Genomic DNA, 17931 nt, shown 5'->3' with positions numbered 1-17931 from the left:
CTTTCTTTTGGGTTTTGTAAGACTTACGAAGTTTCTAAAACTTCGTAAGCCTAAAAAGTAAATGCCACTGCCCGGAATAAAGGCAAGTAAGGTTGTGCTGAAAAGGCGCTAGACCTAAGCAAGTTAATAATGAAGTTTATAAAAACACTTTTTCTATTGCTCTTAGCGGGTTTTCAACTGAAAGCCGAAATAATATTGCCACGAATTTTAGGCAACCAAATGGTTTTGCAACAGCAAAAACCGATTGTAATTTGGGGAACCGCGAATGTTGGCGAACAAGTTTCTGTTTCGTTTGCCGATGAATCCGCACAAACCCTTGCCGATGAAAATGGTAAATGGAAAGTGGTGTTAAATCCGCTTGAAGCGAGTTTTGAAAACCGCGACCTGACCATTAAAGGCACAAACACCATTGTACTGAAAGATATTTTGGTGGGCGAAGTGTGGTTATGCTCCGGCCAGTCAAACATGGAATACACCATGCGAAAAAATAGCAAGGTTGATAGAAAAGAAGCCGAAGGATTAAGTCCAAGCCCTATTGACGAACTATTTTTTGCGCATCATAAAAATATCCGTCTGTTTTTGGTAAACCGAAAAGAACTAATTAAGCCATCGCCAACACACGAGGGTTGGGATATTGCCGAAGGAACGGCCTTAAGAAACTTTTCTGCCGTGGGTTATTTCTTTGCTAAAAACTTAAATCGAGAATTAGATGTACCGGTTGGTGTAATAGCTTCTTCCGTTCCCGGAAGCAGAATTGAGCCTTGGATTAATGAAGAAGATTTCACCAACTCCGTTTATTTTAAAGACAAAAAAGTAGATGGCGACCCCGCCAAATTTTATCATCCAATGATAGAACCGTTGGTTCCTTTTGCTATCAAAGGATTTCTGTGGTATCAGGGCGAAAGCAACTGCTTTTTAAAAGACCGCGTCAACTATACCTATAAAATGAAAGCGTTGGTTGACGGTTGGCGAAAAGATTGGGGCGCAGAATTGCCTTTTTACTATGTGCAAATCGCACCTTTTGAATATTCATCATCACAAGGAGAACCAAAATTGGACAAATACGATTTACCCGAATTTTGGGAGGCACAATCCGCAGCGTTAAAAATCCCGAATACTGGAATGGCGGTAATTACCGATTTATTTGATGGTGGCGGCGGCATTCATCCCGGTTATAAATGGGAGGTAGGTAGAAGATTGGCGCTTCAAGCTTTGGACAAAACTTATAACGAGCGACTTGTTTCTGATGGTCCTGTTTATGATAAAATGAAAACTAAAGGCAAAGAGCTAGTTCTTTATTTTGATAATGCTAAAGGCTTAAAAAGCAGAGACGGCAAACCTCTAAATTATTTTGAGCTGGCCGGTACCGACGGTGTTTTTCATCCCGCGAAAGCGGAAATCAAAGGAAAAAAGATTTTATTAACGGCAACGGAAGTAGAAAATCCTGTAAAAGCCCGTTTCGGTTGGGATGAAATTGCCCAGCCGAATTTAGTGAACAGCGCAAATTTACCGGCAAGCGCTTTCAGAACGGATAACCCGATCATCAACCAATTTAATCCCTAAATTTTTGAAGACTTTTATCAAACATATCGCAATTTTTGGCTTTTTAATGAGCTTCTTTTCAGCAAACGCTCAGGAAACAGAGAAAATATATCTTTCCGGAAAAGGGAAAGACGATATGGTGAAATGGGATTTTTACTGTTCGGCAGGGCAAAACTCTGGCAAATGGACAAAAATTGGCGTTCCGTCTTGTTGGGAACTGCAAGGTTTTGGCAAGTACGATTACGGCTTTGCCAAAGACAGCCTGCGTGGAAAAGAAACAGCCAAATACCGCTACCATTTCAATGTGCCCGCCAATTACAAAAATAGAGTTGTTCAAATTGTTTTTGAAGGCGTGTTTACCGATGCAACCGTTAAAATCAACGGAAAACTTGCCGGGCCAACTCACCAAGGGGCTTATTATGCTTTCCGTTACAACATCAGCAAATTATTAAAATACGGTGCGGATAACTTGCTGGAGGTTGATGTTGCCAAACATTCGGCAAACGAATCTGTGAATGATGCGGAACGCCGTGGCGATTTTTGGCTTTTCGGAGGTGTTTTCCGTCCGGTTTATTTGGAAGTTTTACCGCAACAGCACATTACGGAATTGGCGATTGATGCGAAAGCAAGCGGTGTTTTAAAAGCTCAACTTTCTTTTACGGGCAAAGCCGATGAAATCCAAATGGATTTATTGGATGCTAATGGGAAAGCTTTCGGCAAAAAGTTCTCACAAAAAATTGATGGTGGTCAATCTGCTTTCCTGAACGCAAATTTCGAAAACCCGAAATTATGGTCGGCAGAGTTTCCAAATCTTTATATCGCAAAATTCTCGCTTTTGAACAAAGGAAAGGTTCTTCATCAAATCGATAAAAAAATTGGTTTCAGAACCATAGAAGTAAAAGAGCGCGATGGTGTTTATGTGAACGGTGTAAAAATGAAGTTCAAAGGCGTAAACCGCCACTCGTTTTGGCCAACCTCCGGCAGAACCACCAGCAAGGCACAAAGTGTTGAAGATGTAAAGCTGATGAAGGACATGAACATGAACGCCGTGAGGATGGCGCATTACCCGCCGGATGCGCATTTTTTGGACGTTTGTGATTCTTTAGGACTTTACGTGATGGACGAATTGGCGGGCTGGCATGGGCATTATGATACACCAACCGGCAAAAAACTGTTAAAAGAAATGATGACGCATGATGTAAACCATCCGTCTATTATTTTTTGGGCAAACGGAAACGAAGGCGGCCACAATTTAGATTTGGATAGATATTTCAAAGAATGGGATATACAAAATCGTCCGGTTGTGCATCCTTGGGCGAATTACGGCGGTTTTGATACGCAACATTACCGCCAGTACAATTACGGAATTGGCAATTACATGAACGGACATGATATTGTAATGCCAACCGAATTTTTACATGGTTTGTACGATGGCGGACATGGAGCCGGTTTGGATGATTATTGGGAAGCTATGTGGAACAAACCAACGTCTGCCGGTGGTTTTTTGTGGGTTTTTGCTGATGAAGGCGTGGTGCGCACAGATAAAGACGGAATTATTGATACCGATAAAGACCGTGGCCCAGACGGAATTGTTGGACCTTTCCATGAAAAAGAAGGAAGCTATTTTACAATAAAAGAAGTTTGGAGCCCTGTTCATTTTGAAGCCAGAGAAATGACCGCAGGTTTTGATGGAAAATTCAACATCGAAAACCGTTACGATTTTACAAACATCAATCAATGCAGTTTTACTTGGGAACTGAAGAAATTCAATTTGTTAGATAATTCCTTAGCAAAACCCATTTTATCAGGAAAAAGCAATGCACCAGATATTAAGCCGCATGCAAAAGGCGTTTTAAATATAGATTTACCAAAAGATTGGTTCAGTTACGATGCACTTTATATCACCGCAAAAGATGTAAATCAGCATGAAATTTTCACTTGGTCGTTTCCAATCAGCAAACCAAATCAGATAAGTAAAGCAATTTTAAATCAGGCTAAAGCCAACAATAAAGTAACTTATTCAAGCATCGGCGAAAGCTTTTTGGTAAAAGTTAAAAACCTGCAAATCAAAATCAACAGAAGCACTGGGATTTTGGAAAGCGTGAACAATGAAAACCGAGAAATCCCTTTTAACAACGGTCCGGTTTTGCAGGAGGGCGCAAACAACTTTAAAGGTTTTACCGCTAAAATGGATGCCGATACTTTGGTAATAGCATCGGTTTTTAACAAGAAAGAGAGCTACAACACCTTACAGTGGAGCGTTTATCCGAATGGATTTATACAGTTAAAAGTGAAATATTTCCCAGGCGAATTTTATACCTGGTTTGCCGGCGTTAACTTTTCTTTTCCGGAAAGCGAGATAAAAGGCGTGGAGTATATGGGCAACGGCCCTTACCGCGTTTGGAAAAACCGGATGAAAGGAACCGAATTTGGTGTTTGGCACAAAGACTATAATAACACCGAAACCGGCGAAATCCCTTTTGTTTATCCCGAATTTAAGGGTTATCACTCTAATATGTATTGGTGCAAGTTTTTAACAAAAGGTCAGGATTTTAAGGTTTTGGCTGCCGATGAAGATACTTTTTTACGATTGTTTACACCCAGATTTATGGACGACCAATGGCATAATTATGTGCCACTTTTCCCTACTGGCGATATCAGTTTTATGCAGGCCATTCCAAGCATCGGCAATAAAACACAAACCGCAGAAAGTACCGGGCCAATGGGGCAAAAAAATATTTATTACGATTACGAGAAAAGTCCAGAAAGGGCAAAAGAGCTGACTTTATACTTTGATTTTACTGGAAATGACTAAGAGATTCATCATATTATCACTGCTGATTTTTGGTTTTTACAGCCTAAAAGCCCAGGTTTTGCAAGTTACTGCGCTTAAGGTGGAGCAGTTGGTAAATCCTTTGGGTATAGATGTAAAGCAACCGAATTTGAGCTGGCAAATTGTTTCGCAAAAACGCGGTGTCGGGCAAAAAGCTTATCAAGTTTTAGTGGCTTCTTCAGCAGAAAAACTGGCACAAAATGAAGGCGATTTGTGGAACACCGGAAAAGTAAATTCTTCGGAATCCATCTACGTAAAATACAATGGCAAAGAATTAACAAGCCGAGGCAAATGCTTTTGGAAAGTTAAAATCTGGACAAATGTTGGCGAAAGTGAATGGTCCAAAACCAACTTTTGGACTATGGGTTTGCTTTATTACAAAGACTGGCCAAAAGCATGGATTGGTTTCGACAGGGCTTTTCCCTGGGATAGCATCGAAAACGCTTCTCGCTTGTCTGCAAGGTATTTCAGAAAAGAATTTGAAAACAAAAAAGAGGTTAAATCGGCCACAGTATCTATTGTAGGTTTGGGTTTGTACGAGCTTTTTATCAATGGCAAAAAAGTGAGCGATGATGTTTTGGCACCGTCGTCAACAGATTATACCAAAAACGTAAAAGCCAATACGTACGATGTTACATCCTACCTCCAAAACGGGAAAAATGCGGTAGGTGCAGTTTTGGGCAATGGTCGGTTTTTCGCTATGCGGCAAAATGAAAAGCCCTATAAAATCAAAACATTTGGTTTCCCAAAAATGCTATTGAATCTTCATATCGTTTACACCGATGGAACTTCTACAGAGATTGAAACCGACAATAGTTGGAAGGGAACTGCCGACGGGCCAATCCGCACCAATAACGAGTATGATGGCGAAGAATATGATGCCACAAAAGAATTTGCAGGATGGAATAAAATCGGTTTTGATGATAGCAAATGGCTACAAGCAGAATATGTGCAAGAACCAAGCGGCACCATTGAAGCGCAGATGAACGAGAATATGAAGGTGATGAAAACGCTTCAGCCTGTTTCTATTACCAAACTTTCGGGCAGAAGGTATATTTTGGATATGGGACAAAATATGGTGGGCTGGTTGCAGATTAAAGTAAAAGGCAAAAAAGGTCAGCAGATTAAACTTCGTTTTGCAGAATCGTTAGAAGATAACGGCGAACTTTTTACAGCTAATCTTCGCAACGCAAAAAACACCGATTTATATACTTTAAAAGGGGGAGAGGAGGAAACATGGGAACCTACTTTCGTGTATCGCGGATTTAGATTTGTAGAGCTTTCTGGCTATACCTATCAACCAAAAGTCGCGGATTTTGTAGGTAAAATGGTTTATGATAATATCGAAACCGTTGGCACTTTTGAAAGTTCAAACGCGTTGCTCAACCAAATTTTTAAAAATGCTTGGTGGGGCATTGCCGGCAATTATAAAGGAATGCCTTTAGATTGTCCGCAACGGAACGAGCGCATGCCTTGGTTGGGCGATAGAGGTGAGGTGGCTTACGGCGAAAATTTTGTTTTCGATAACGAACGCATTTACACCAAATGGTTAGAAGACATCCGCAACTCGCAAAAAGAGGATGGTGCAATCCCCGATGTGGCGCCTGCATTTTGGCGTTACTACAGCGACAACATGACTTGGGCAGGCACAATTGCCTCCATAACCGATATGTTGTACACGCAAACTGGAAATGTTCAGGTTGTTAAAGACAACTACCCGGCAATTAAAAAATGGCTCGCGTACATGCAGGATAGGTACATGGAAAACTACATCATGACCAAAGATAGCTATGGCGATTGGTGTGCGCCGCCCATTACCATCGAAGCCGGAAGAGGCAAAAGCGCCGATAAAAAATATCCGTCACAGCTAATTTCCACCGCCTATCACTATCATTTTTTAAAGTTGATGATGGAGTACAGCAAGTTAACCGGAAACGAAAATGACTACAGCCAATTTGAAATTTTAGCACAAAAAGTGAAAGATGCTTTTAATCAAAAGTTTTACAACGATAAAGGTTTCTATGGCGATAACAAATTAACCGATAACATTATTCCACTTTATTTTGGGATGGTGCCACAAGCAGAAACCGACAAAGTTTTTAGAAATATAGTTTACACCGTTGAGGTAACCAACAACGGACATTTAAGCAACGGCTTGGTAGGCATACAATGGTTAATGCGTTGTTTAAACGATTACGGTCGGCCAGATTTGGCTTATACCATAGCTACCCAAAAAACTTACCCAAGTTGGGGTTATATGATAGAAAACGGTGCAACAACCATTTGGGAGTTGTGGAACGGCAATACCGCACACCCCAGAATGAACTCGCAGAACCACGTGATGATGCTGGGCGATTTGCTGATTTGGTACTACGAAAATCTGGCTGGGATAAAAGCTGAAATCTCCGGGTTTAAAGAAATTTTAATGAAACCAGAAACAAGCATTGCCGGGCTTAATTATGTAAATGCAAGTTTTGATTCTCCTTTTGGTAAAATTAAAAGCAACTGGAAAAGGGATAAAAAGACTTTCAATTGGAATATCAGTATTCCGGCAAATACCTCGGCAACAGTTTATTTGCCAGCAAGCAATCAAAAATCAATCAGCGAAAGCGGGAAAAACATTACCAATCAAAAAGATATTGAATTCATCCGTAAAGACGGAGATAAAATGATTTATAAAATAAATTCAGGCAATTATGCCTTTCAAATTAAAAAATAACGTGGTTTCGAGTTTAACATATCGTATGTGTCATATTTTGGCTGTATCCCGTCAATCCGGCCTCAAGCACAGACTGATGTTCAACTCTTTTTCGCCCTTGGAATTTGCGGTACAAGTGGAGAAAGTAAAAGCACTTCCTTCCCTAGCAAATTGCGCAGGCGAGAGTTTTTTGTTTACTTTTTTGCGGAAAAAAAGTAAATGCCACTGCCCGGCATGAGGGCAGGAAAGGCTGTGCTGAAAAGGCATTAGCGAAAGGAATTATTTAAATAAATAAGGAATATGAAAATCAACTATCTAAAAACTGTTTTAATAATTGCCTTTACGGCGATGACAACGCTTGTAAAAGCTCAGGAAGTCACTCAAAAAGCTGATGCTGAAAATATCACAAAAGCCAGAGAATGGGTAAGCAGTTTAGCGCTCAAAAATCCCGAAAAGGAAGCAAGACTTACCGATGTAATTGCTTTGCATTTAACACAAATCAGAGATTGGCATAATAGCCATCCTTATACCTTGGTGCCGGCGGGTATCAATCCGCTCGACGGAAAACCGCTGTCCGAGTTATTTAGGCAAATCATTGTGGATTCTTCCATCCCTACATCGGTACACCAAAATCTAATGGACGGTTTGCGTAAAGATTTAACCGAAGCGCAGGTGAATACCATTTTAGATAAATACACCATCGGTAAAGTGGATTTTACCATGAAAGGCTACGAAGCCATTGTGCCTAACCTCACAGAAACAGAAGCAAAAACCATCCGCGCATTGTTAGAGAAAGCCCGTGAGCAAGCGGTAGATTATAAAAGTATGAAGCAGATTTCGGCCATTTTTGAAATCTACAAAACCCAAGCCGAGCAATATTTAAATAACAACGGACGCAATTGGCGCCAAATGTACAGCGATTACGTAAAGAAAATAAAAGCACAAAAAAACAAATAAACAGATGAGAAACAGCGTATTATTAGCCGGATTACTTTTACTAAGCAGTTACAGCATTGCACAAGACAAACCTTGGCGAAAAGGCATTATTACCGATGAATTTATTTACGATAAAGCCAATTTTCCGTCGGTACATTCGGCAACAATTGCCGAAACGCCAACAGGTTTAGTAAGTGCGTTTTTTGGAGGCACAAGAGAGCGTAATCCGGATGTGGAAATTTATGTTTCGCGCATGGTAAACGGCAAATGGACAGCTCCGGTTTCTGTTGCAGATGGTGTGCAAAGTGCTGACAAGCGCTTACCTACTTGGAATCCGGTTTTGTACCAGATTCCCGGTGGCGATTTAATGCTGTTTTACAAAATAGGTCCAAAACCGTCAGAATGGTGGGGAATGCTAAAACGCTCTAAAGATGGCGGAAAAACATGGTCAGCAGCAGAAAAACTACCAAACAATCAAATTGGTCCCGTAAAAAACAAACCTATTTTATTAAGCAACGGAAACTTATTTGCACCAAGCAGCACAGAAGGGAATGGCTGGCATATACATTTTGAAGTAACGCCGGATTTCGGAAAAACGTGGAGAAAAATTGGTCCTTTAGATCAAGGAAAAGACACCATTGATGCCATTCAGCCTAGTATTTTAACTCATGGCGACGGAAAATTACAGATTTTAGCTCGTAGTAGAAGCAGGGCTTTGGCAACCGCTTGGTCTTATGATAACGGAGAAACTTGGACGCCTTTAGAAAAAACAAATTTGCCCAACAACAACTCCGGTACAGATGCGGTAACCATGAAAAATGGCAAGCATGTTTTGGTTTACAACCACGTTTTGCCTCCGGGAAATTTGGCTAAAGGCCCGCGTACACCGCTTAATGTTTCGCTTTCAAAAGATGGAATCCATTGGAAAGCCGCTTTAATTCTCGAAGATTCACCGATCAGCCAATATTCGTATCCATCTGTAATCCAAACCAGCGACGGTTTGTTGCATTTTGTTTACACCTGGCGACGTGAGAAAATTAAGCATGTGGTGGTTGATCCTTCAAAACTTAAATTAAAGAAAATTAAAAACGGCGAATGGCCAAAATTAAAAGGTTACACCGCACCAAAACCAGAAAACGTACCAGCAGAAGAATAGGGTTCAGTTGGTTCGATGGTTAGTTAGGCGATTAGTTGGTTAATGGTTTTTACATTGAAATAATTCTTTAAGATGTTGATAAAACACAAGAAATACACCACGATAGGCAAGTCCTTCTCCTTCGGAGAAGGATTTAGGATGAGGCTTTTATTCTCGTTTTTATTTTTGCTTTCGCTGATGACAGTAAAAGCGCAAAATTCAGATGACAAATACCCAAAATCATTAAAGGATGTGCTTTTAGAAATTCAGGATCGTTATCACGTAACCATTAAATTCAGCGACAAACAGGTCGAAGGAAAAACCGTGGATTATGCCCAATGGCGTTTCCGCGCAGATGTAGACGAAACTTTAAACAATGTTCTTAAGCCTTTGGATATGAAGGTGAACAAAGAGAAAGAGGGCGTTTATAAGCTAAAGGAATACGAATACTACCGTTGGCAACCGGAGGACGGCTGGGCAGAACTGGCCAGACTGGCTTCTAAATATCACGATAAAGGAAGCTGGGAACAGCGCAAAGCAGAAATTAAACCTTGTTTATTAGAAGCATTAAAGCTTTCGCCGATGCCACCAAGGCCTAACAGCAAACCCATTTTTACCAGCATCCGCCAGTTTGACGGTTACACCGTTCAAAATATGGCCTTAGAGGTTTTACCGGGAGTTTATATCAACGGGTCCTTATATCGCCCGACTAAAGTAAAAGGAAAAATTCCTTTGATTTTAAGTCCGGACGGGCATTGGTACCAGCAACGTTACCGTGAAGATTGCCAAATACGTTGCGCCACACTAGCCCGTATGGGCGCAATGGCTTTCAGCTACGATTTGTTTGCCTGGGGCGAATCCATGCTGCAGTTTGATTACGAAGACCACCGCAAAAGTCTCTCAATGGCAGTACAAACTTTGGATGCCATCCGTTTGTTGGATTATTTCTTAACCAGAAAAGATGTTGACCCGGAACGTGTGGGTATCAGCGGAGGTTCCGGCGCTGGAAGTCACACGGTTTTAGTTACGGCTATTGACGACCGTATTAAACTGAGCGCACCGGTGGTGGCTATATCCTCATACTTTTATGGCGGTTGCCCTTGCGAAAGCGGTTTGCCTATCCACTTATGCGCTGGCGGAACAGATAACGTAGAACTGGCCGCTTTTGCCGCTCCACGTCCGCAATTGTTGGTTTCTGATGGCGGCGATTGGACAGCACATACACCTTTGCATGATTTTCCGTATCTGCAAAATATTTACAGCTACTACGGCGCAAAAAATAAGGTAGAAAATGTGCATTTACCCGATGAAAAACACGATTTCGGGGTGAACAAGCGCAAAGCACTTTACGATTTTGTGGCCCGAAACTTCAAAATGGATATAGGTGCGGTTGATGAAAAAAAGGTGACTATCGAGAAAGAAAATGCCATGAAAGTATTTGGTGATAAAGGCGAAAAATTGCCTGCAAACGCCATGAAGGGCTACGATAATTTGGAAAACTATTTTAAATCTTTAGAAAATGCGAAATAGGTTTTGGGCGTTTATACACGCTGTCCGCTGTATCTTTTTTGTCACCCCGGGCGGGGTCGAAGGGCGCACAAAAAAGGATGCCGCTTCCATCGTTAACGCAAACTTTTCTAGTTTCGCTAAAAAGTTATTGTCCTGTTTCTTTGCAATACTTTCAATAGCTCCGCTGTCCTCTTTTGCCCAACAAAAAGATTTCAAAGTGGCCGTTATTGATTTAATGATCCTTAAACGCCAAAAGCCGAGCGCAATTCCGTTAGCGCATGAATTGGGTGCCGATGGATTAGAAATTGATATGGGCGGATTAGGAAACCGGGAAACCTTTGATAGCAGACTAAATAACGACACCACTAGGCAAGAATACATCGCCAAAGCAAAAGAACAGAACATTGAATTTTGTTCCATCGCCATGACAGGTTTTTACGCACAGTCTTTTGCCGAACGCCCCACCTGGCAAAAAATGATTGCCGACTGTTTGGCAACTGCAAAAGCAATGAATATTAAAGTCGCGTTTTTACCATTAGGCGTCAAAGGCGATTTGGTTCAACATCCCGAACTACGTCCGGCAATTGTTGAACGCTTAAAAATAGCCGGAAAAATGGCGAAAAAAGCAGGTGTAACCATCGGGATAGAAACTTCCTTAGATGCCACAGCAGAAAAACAACTCTTAAAAGATATCGGCTCAAAAAACATAAAAAGTTATTTTAATTTCTCCAATCCGTTGAAAAACGGGAGAGATTTAAATAAAGAGCTTAAAATTTTAGGAAAAAAACACATCGTTCAAATCCACGCCACAGACGAGGATGGCGTTTGGCTACAAAACAACACCCGCTTGGACTTATATCAAGTAAAACAGACTTTACAAGATATGAAATGGAAAGGCTGGCTGGTGGTAGAACGCTCAAGAGATGCCACACAGCCCCGAAATGTAAAGGCAAATTTTAGCGCCAATGTGGCTTATCTGAAAAAGGTATTTCAAGATTAATCGCAAATGAACAGCTCATCTATAAAAATAAAAGATTACAAGCTTTATAAAGCAAAGGCTAAATTAAAAAAGCCAATTGCCGATGCTACGCACACGCTTCATGAAATTTCTTTTTTGGTTTTAAGAATCCAGTTGGAAAACGGTATCGTAGGTGAGTCCTATTTATTGTCGTTTCAATATTCGCCCGAAGCAATTAAAGGAGCGCTAAAAGACCTACTTCCCGAAGTAAAGAAGTTCGAGGTAAATGAAACCGGGAAATTTTACCAGCACCTCGATCATCTTTCCGAATATTTTGGAAACCAAGGTATTAATCGTTGGGCACAAGCTTTAATTAATGTTGCCATGTGGGATGCTTGGGGAAAATATCTGAACCAACCAATCCATAAAATTTTTGGGACCTATCGTGATAAATGTGCCATTTACGGTAGCGGTGGCTGGATTTCTTACAGTATTGATGAGCTCATTGAAGAAGTTACTGGCTATGCGTCCCGTGGTTTTAAGGCTGTTAAAATAAAAGTTGGTTCCCCAAATTGGAGAACAGATGTCTTACGACTGCAAAAAGTAAGGGAAGCGGTTGGCAACGACATCAACATTATGATGGACGCCAATCAGGGAATGGACTTACCTTCGGCAATTCAACTAGCTAAATCAGCAGAAAACTTAGGCGTTTATTGGTTTGAAGAACCGCTAAACCATCAGAATTTTGATGGTTACGAAATGCTGAAACGCTCTACCGGAATTTCATTAGCAATGGGCGAGCGTGAGTACGATACGCTACCGCTATTACAGCTATTACAAAAAAAAGCGATAGACATTTGGCAACCCGATTTGTTGAGAATTGGAGGTGTAGAAATGTGGCGGGAGAGCGCATCGCTGGCGCAAAGTTACCACGTTCCGGTTTTACCCCATTATTATAAGGATTATGATGTGCCTTTGGTTTGCTCTGTTCCAAATGGTGTTGGTGTAGAGTCTTTTGACTGGATTGATCCTTTAATTGATAATCCGATGCAGTTAAAAGATGGTTTTGCTATCCCGCATGAAGGTGCAGGTTGGGGTTTTAACTTTTTAGATGATTGTTTGACAGAAATCAAATGGTAAAAAAAATTCTCTTATGTTTTTTGTTTTTCATCAGCTTACAAACATTAAAAGCTGATGAAGGCGTTACAACAAAAATTTACGTTTCCACAACCGGATCGGATTTGGCGGAAGGAACACAAAGCCAACCTTTAGCCAGTTTAAACATGGCTTTGCGCAAAGCACGCGAGCTCCGCCGTTTACAAGATAAAAACATTAAAAACGGCATCTACATCATTTTAAAAGATGGCAATTACCGTTTAGAAGAAGCTGTTTTTATCCGGCCAGAAGATTCTGGAACAGCCGAAAGCCCAACCGTTGTTCAAGCAGAAAATACGGGGAAAGCTATTTTAAACGGTGGTGTTAATATCAAAAACTGGAAAAAAGCGGGTGCAATAAACGGACTAAAACCCGGAACAGTTTGGGTTGCCGACGCAGCCACAAAGGCCGGAGAAATTTTGAATTATCGCCAATTATGGGTAAACGGGCAAAAAGCTGTTCGGGCAAAAAGCACATCAGGAAGCGAAATGGAACGCATCCTTTCGTGGGATAAAAAAGAGCAGACCTGCTGGATCCCTTTCAAAGATAAATCCGTGAAATTTGAGCCCGGGATGGAAATGTTTATCCAGCAATGGTGGGCAATTGCAAACCTCCGCATCAAAAAAATGGATATACAAGGCGATAGCGCAAAGCTGTTTTTTGAACAGCCAGAAAGTCGCATCCAAAGCGAGCACCCTTGGCCTGCGCCATGGATTTCTAAAAAAACGGGAAACTCGCCTTTTCAACTTAATAATGCCCTTTGCCTGCTTAACGAACCTGGCGAATGGTATTTAGACAGGCAAAAAGGAAAAATTTATTACTATCCGCGTGCCGGCGAGCAGATGAACCAAGCACAAGTGGTAGCGCCCGTGCTGGAGAATTTACTGCAAATTACCGGCACCATCGATGGGCCGGTGCAACATATCCGCATAGAGGGTTTGGCTTTCCAATACAGCAATTGGCTACGTCCGTCGCAACAAGGGCACGTGCCTTTGCAAGCTGGCATGTACCTGCTTGATGCCTACAAGCTGAAAATTCCGGGTACGCCAGATAAAGCAGGGCTCGAAAATCAGGCTTGGATTGGACGTCCACAATCCGCGGTAAGTGTAAATTACACTAACAACATCACGTTTGAGGGCTGTAACTTTCAACACCTCTCATCAACCGGGCTAGATTTACACCGTGGCACCAACAATAACACCATCAAAGGCAACTTGTTTAAAGACATCGGCGGAAGCGGCATCAACATCGGCATTTTTTCCGACGAGGCCGTTGAAACTCACTTGCCATATCAACCCAAAGATGTGCGCGAGCTGTGTCAAAATGAGCTGATTACCGACAATTTAATTACGGATGTCACCAACGAAGATTGGGGCACGGTGGGCATTAGCGCGGGTTTTGTGAAAAACATTACCATAGCCCATAACGAGATTTCTGATGTCTCTTATACTGGGATTGGGCTGGGCTGGGGCTGGACAAAATCCATCAACGCCATGAGCAACAATAAAGTGTTGGCTAACAAAATTCATCATTACGGCAAACACCTTTATGATGTGGCCGCAATTTATACGCTATCGGCACAGCCGGGCAGTTTAATTGCAGATAATTATATCGACAGCATTTATTTAAATCCTTACGCGCACGATCCTTTTCATTGGTTTTACCTTTATACCGATGAAGGTTCTTCCTACTTTACCGTAAAAAACAACTGGGTTCCGGCAGAGAAATTTTTGCAGAATGCCAATGGTCCGGGCAACGTGTGGACAAATAACAGCGCCTTTGTAAACGACAGTGTAAAGGCAAACGCAGGCATCAGAAAACCTTTTCAATACCTGGTTAAAGAACGTTTTGTTGATAGAACTTGGCCTTTGCAGGAAGTTCCTCATTTTGCCGCTGTGGAGCTGCTTGGCGCCGATTTGGACGTAGCAAAAATAAAATCCATTGCTATTGCTAACGGCGTAATTGAGCCACAGTTTTATCAGTGGAAAAACCATTTGGTGCTGTATGGCAAGCTAAACCGTATCCAATCTTTAGAAAAAGATTTAGCAGAGGCTTTTCCGGCAGTTAAAATGAAAACATATAGCCGTTCGGTTTATAATTTTCAGCGGAATATCAACTGTAAAGATGCTGTGGTAGCGCCCGAGTGGGAGCATGTGCTATTGACAGCAAATTTGGTGGACGATGAGAAAATGCAAAGTGAGTATTTAGAGTACCACCGTACGCAGTTTGAAAAATGGCCAGAGGTAGCCCAAGGATTTTGCAATGCAGATTTTCAGCAGTTACAGGTATTTAAAAACGGTAGGCAGTTGCTATTGGTCATCAGCATCCCTAAAGGAAAAACTTTAGACGAGCTAAACCCAAAAACAACAGAAAATAATCCGAGAGTTGATGATTGGAATAAAATTATGAGTCAGTATCAAACCGGAATTGAAGGAACAAAACCTGGTGAAAGCTGGGTGTTTTTAAAGAAACTAGATTAAACCTAAACGAATGTTAAAAATTGCAATTCTCGGTCTTGGCGAAGGCCGAAGTACCATGTCGGCTGCTATACAAAGCCAAAAACTGGAACTGGTGAAAGTATGCGACAGAAACGAAGAACTGTGCAAACAAAGGGCAAAAGAGTTTGATTTTCCGCACTATACCACCAACTATGATGATTTATTGAATGATGCTTCTATTGATATCATCGCTATTTATACTCCCGATCATCTTCATGCTCAGCATGTAAAGCAGGCGTTGTTGCGCGGCAAGCACGTGGTGTGCACAAAACCTTTTATTGATGATTTAACCGACGCCAAAGAGCTGTTGGAAATAGCCGAAAAAAGCGGTAAAAAGGTTTTTGTGGGTCAAAGTTCGCGTTTTTTTGAGCCCGCCATGCGCCAAAGAAAAGATTTTGAAGAAGGCCTCATTGGCGATTTAATCACGGTAGAGTCGCATTACCATGCAGATCATCGCTGGTTTTTAGAGAAAGGATGGTCTTTGCTACAATCATTTAAATGGTTGTACGGCGGCCTGAGCCACCCGGTAGATTTTATCCGTTGGTACCTGCCCGAAATTGAAGAGGTAATGGGTTATGGAATGATCAGCAGCAACGGACAGGTGGCAGGCTTAAAAAATGAGGATACCATGCACTTTATTTTTAAAGCGAAAGACGGACGTATTGCCCGTGTTAGCGGCGTGTACACCTCGCCAACGCAACCTACCAAACGCGATAGCGGCATGAGCTGTATTTTGCGTGGCACGCTGGGTGCCAACCAAGCCGATTATCACGAGTTGCGCTACGCCATTACAGATAAAAGCGGTGAGGAGCGTATGGTACATTGGGGCGATGCCACCATCAAATATTATTTCCGTTTTGAAGGGCAAAGCCACCACGGCGGCGAGTATCAAAACTATCTGGAGTATTTTGTAGATAGCATTGAGCAGGGCTTTACCGCTTATCCGGATATGCGAGAAGGCATTGGCACTGTAGCTTTATTGCAAGCGATGGACCGCTCGTTAAAAACGGGTGTTCCCGTTAAGGTAGATGCCATTTTACAAGAATTTCAGGTTCCGTCTTTAAACAATTAATATGGTACAGGTAAGCAGTTTTTTAGAGCCCCTAGATTATGCCATCGTTATCGGGTATCTGTTAATTTTATTAGCGTTTGGCTATTATATCTCCTTCATTAAAAATAAAAAAACCGACGAAAATATCTTTTTGGCGGGCAACACTTTGGGCTGGACCAGCATTGGTTTAAACATGTGGGGCACAAACGTGGGGCCGTCAATGCTCATTGCGTCGGCAAGCGTGGGTTTCACCAGCGGTATTGTGGCCGGTAACTTTGCTTGGTACGCATTTATATTTATACTGTTGTTGGCCGTAGTTTTTGCGCCACGCTACTTAGGGGCCAAGGTGCTTACTTTGCCCGAGTTTATGGGCAAACGCTTTGGCGACTCTACCCGTAACATCCTAGCTTGGTATACCCTTATCACAGTATTAATTTCTTGGCTTTCGCTCACTTTGTTTGCCGGCGGAATTTTGGTAAAGCAGCTTTTGGGCATGCCCATGTACCTTTCGGTGATATTGATGGTGGTTTTATCTGCGTTTTTTGCAGCAGCCGGTGGTTTAAAGGCAATTGCTTACACCAACGTTTTCCAAATGTTGCTGTTGATAGCGGTGTCTTTACTTTTGGTGGTGATGGGCGTAAATCGCGCCGGTGGTTTAGATGCCATTTACAGCCAAACTCCTGGTTCGTACTGGAATTTACTGCTTCCGGCAGATGACAAAAACTATCCTTGGATAGCAATTTTGCTGGGTTATCCCATCATGGGCGTGTGGTTTTGGTGTACGGACCAATCTATGGTGCAATCTGTTTTAGGCGCTAAAAGCTTAAAGGAAGGTCAGTTGGGTGCTAACTTTATCGGCTGGCTTAAAATATTGGATGTTCCTTTGTTCATTTTGCCCGGAGTCATCTGTTTTGTGCTGTTCCCAAGCCTTAAAAACCCCGATGAAGCTTACTTAACCATGGTTACGCAACTGTTTCCCATCGGCTTGCGAGGCTTAATTATCGTGGTATTAATTGCGGCTTTAATCAGTACCATCGGCTCGGCGCTCAACTCGTTAAGTACCGTGTTTACCATGGATATTTACGTTAAAAAATATCGCCCGCAGGCAACACAAGCCGAAATTAAAAAGACAGGCCGCTTGGTGGTTTTATTTGGTTCCTTGCTTTCCATCTTTATCACTTTGGCCATTGATAGCATCAAAGGCCTAAACTTGTTCGACGTTTTTCAGTCGGTATTAGGATTTATTGCCCCGCCAATGTCCGTAGTGTTTTTGTTTGGCGTATTGTGGAACAAAACCACCACAAAGGCTGCAAATATCGTGTTAACCTTGGGCACGGCTATCAGTTTGGGCACCGGCATTTTATACCTATGGGTTTTTCCTAACGGCACCTACAATTGGCCGCATTTCTTGCTCCTGTCTTTCTATATTTTTGTGGCGCTTGCGCTAGTCGCCTTTTTCATTAGCCTTACCGATGAAAACGGCCAGGCCGACCATCAAACCCTGTTACGCATAGATGCTAAAGCAAAACCCGATAAGCAAGTGAAACTGTTGTGGTTAGCGCTGTGTGTGGTAATGGTGGCGCTGTATATCATTTTCAATAACCATTAAAAACCCT

Annotated in this window: 11 protein-coding genes; all 11 read left to right on the top strand. The window is 42.0% G+C overall.

Features of this window, described 5'->3' with window-relative positions; translation table 11 throughout:
- Positions 1–129 precede the first annotated feature (129 nt).
- The gene (locus BCY91_RS03010) at positions 130–1563 is read left to right on the top strand and encodes a sialate O-acetylesterase (protein ID WP_120180548.1); all 1434 of its coding nucleotides are present in this window, start codon (positions 130–132) and stop codon (positions 1561–1563) included.
- Positions 1564–1567: 4 nt separating this feature from the next.
- The gene (locus BCY91_RS03005) at positions 1568–4357 is read left to right on the top strand and encodes a glycoside hydrolase family 2 protein (protein ID WP_245988990.1); all 2790 of its coding nucleotides are present in this window, start codon (positions 1568–1570) and stop codon (positions 4355–4357) included.
- Positions 4350–7094 carry an alpha-L-rhamnosidase gene (locus tag BCY91_RS03000; RefSeq protein WP_120180546.1) on the top strand — a complete coding sequence of 915 codons (2745 nt, stop codon included), beginning with the start codon at positions 4350–4352 and terminating at the stop codon, positions 7092–7094. Before BCY91_RS03005 ends, BCY91_RS03000 begins: the two co-directional genes overlap by 8 nt.
- A 279-nt stretch (positions 7095–7373) precedes the next feature.
- Positions 7374–8030: a DUF3826 domain-containing protein gene (locus BCY91_RS02990; protein ID WP_120180544.1), complete on the top strand. Its 657-nt coding sequence runs from the start codon at positions 7374–7376 to the stop codon at positions 8028–8030.
- 4 nt (positions 8031–8034) lie between these two features.
- A complete protein-coding gene (locus BCY91_RS02985; protein ID WP_120180543.1) occupies positions 8035–9165 on the top strand; it encodes a sialidase family protein in 1131 nt (376 codons plus the stop codon).
- A 72-nt stretch (positions 9166–9237) separates the two neighbouring features.
- Positions 9238–10674, top strand: coding sequence for an alpha/beta hydrolase family protein (locus BCY91_RS02980; RefSeq protein WP_245988989.1), 1437 nt, complete (start codon positions 9238–9240; stop codon positions 10672–10674).
- Between the two features lie 196 nt (positions 10675–10870).
- The gene (locus tag BCY91_RS02975; protein WP_245988988.1) at positions 10871–11653 is read left to right on the top strand and encodes a sugar phosphate isomerase/epimerase family protein; all 783 of its coding nucleotides are present in this window, start codon (positions 10871–10873) and stop codon (positions 11651–11653) included.
- A 6-nt stretch (positions 11654–11659) separates the two neighbouring features.
- Positions 11660–12751, top strand: coding sequence for a mandelate racemase/muconate lactonizing enzyme family protein (locus BCY91_RS02970; RefSeq protein ID WP_120180540.1), 1092 nt, complete (start codon positions 11660–11662; stop codon positions 12749–12751).
- Positions 12745–15246 carry an L-rhamnose mutarotase gene (locus BCY91_RS02965; RefSeq protein WP_120180539.1) on the top strand — a complete coding sequence of 834 codons (2502 nt, stop codon included), beginning with the start codon at positions 12745–12747 and terminating at the stop codon, positions 15244–15246. The genes BCY91_RS02970 and BCY91_RS02965 overlap by 7 nt, the downstream gene beginning before the upstream one ends.
- A 10-nt stretch (positions 15247–15256) precedes the next feature.
- The gene (locus tag BCY91_RS02960; RefSeq protein WP_120180538.1) at positions 15257–16336 is read left to right on the top strand and encodes a Gfo/Idh/MocA family protein; all 1080 of its coding nucleotides are present in this window, start codon (positions 15257–15259) and stop codon (positions 16334–16336) included.
- Position 16337: 1 nt separating this feature from the next.
- Entirely contained in the window at positions 16338–17924 is a 1587-nt protein-coding gene (locus tag BCY91_RS02955; protein ID WP_120180537.1) for a sodium:solute symporter family transporter, read from the top strand.
- The last annotated feature ends 7 nt before the right edge of the window (positions 17925–17931 follow it).

The organism is Pelobium manganitolerans, from assembly GCF_003609575.1.
In the GTDB taxonomy this organism is placed as follows: domain Bacteria; phylum Bacteroidota; class Bacteroidia; order Sphingobacteriales; family Sphingobacteriaceae; genus Pseudopedobacter; species Pseudopedobacter manganitolerans.
This window is presented reverse-complemented; position numbering and strand designations above follow the sequence as displayed.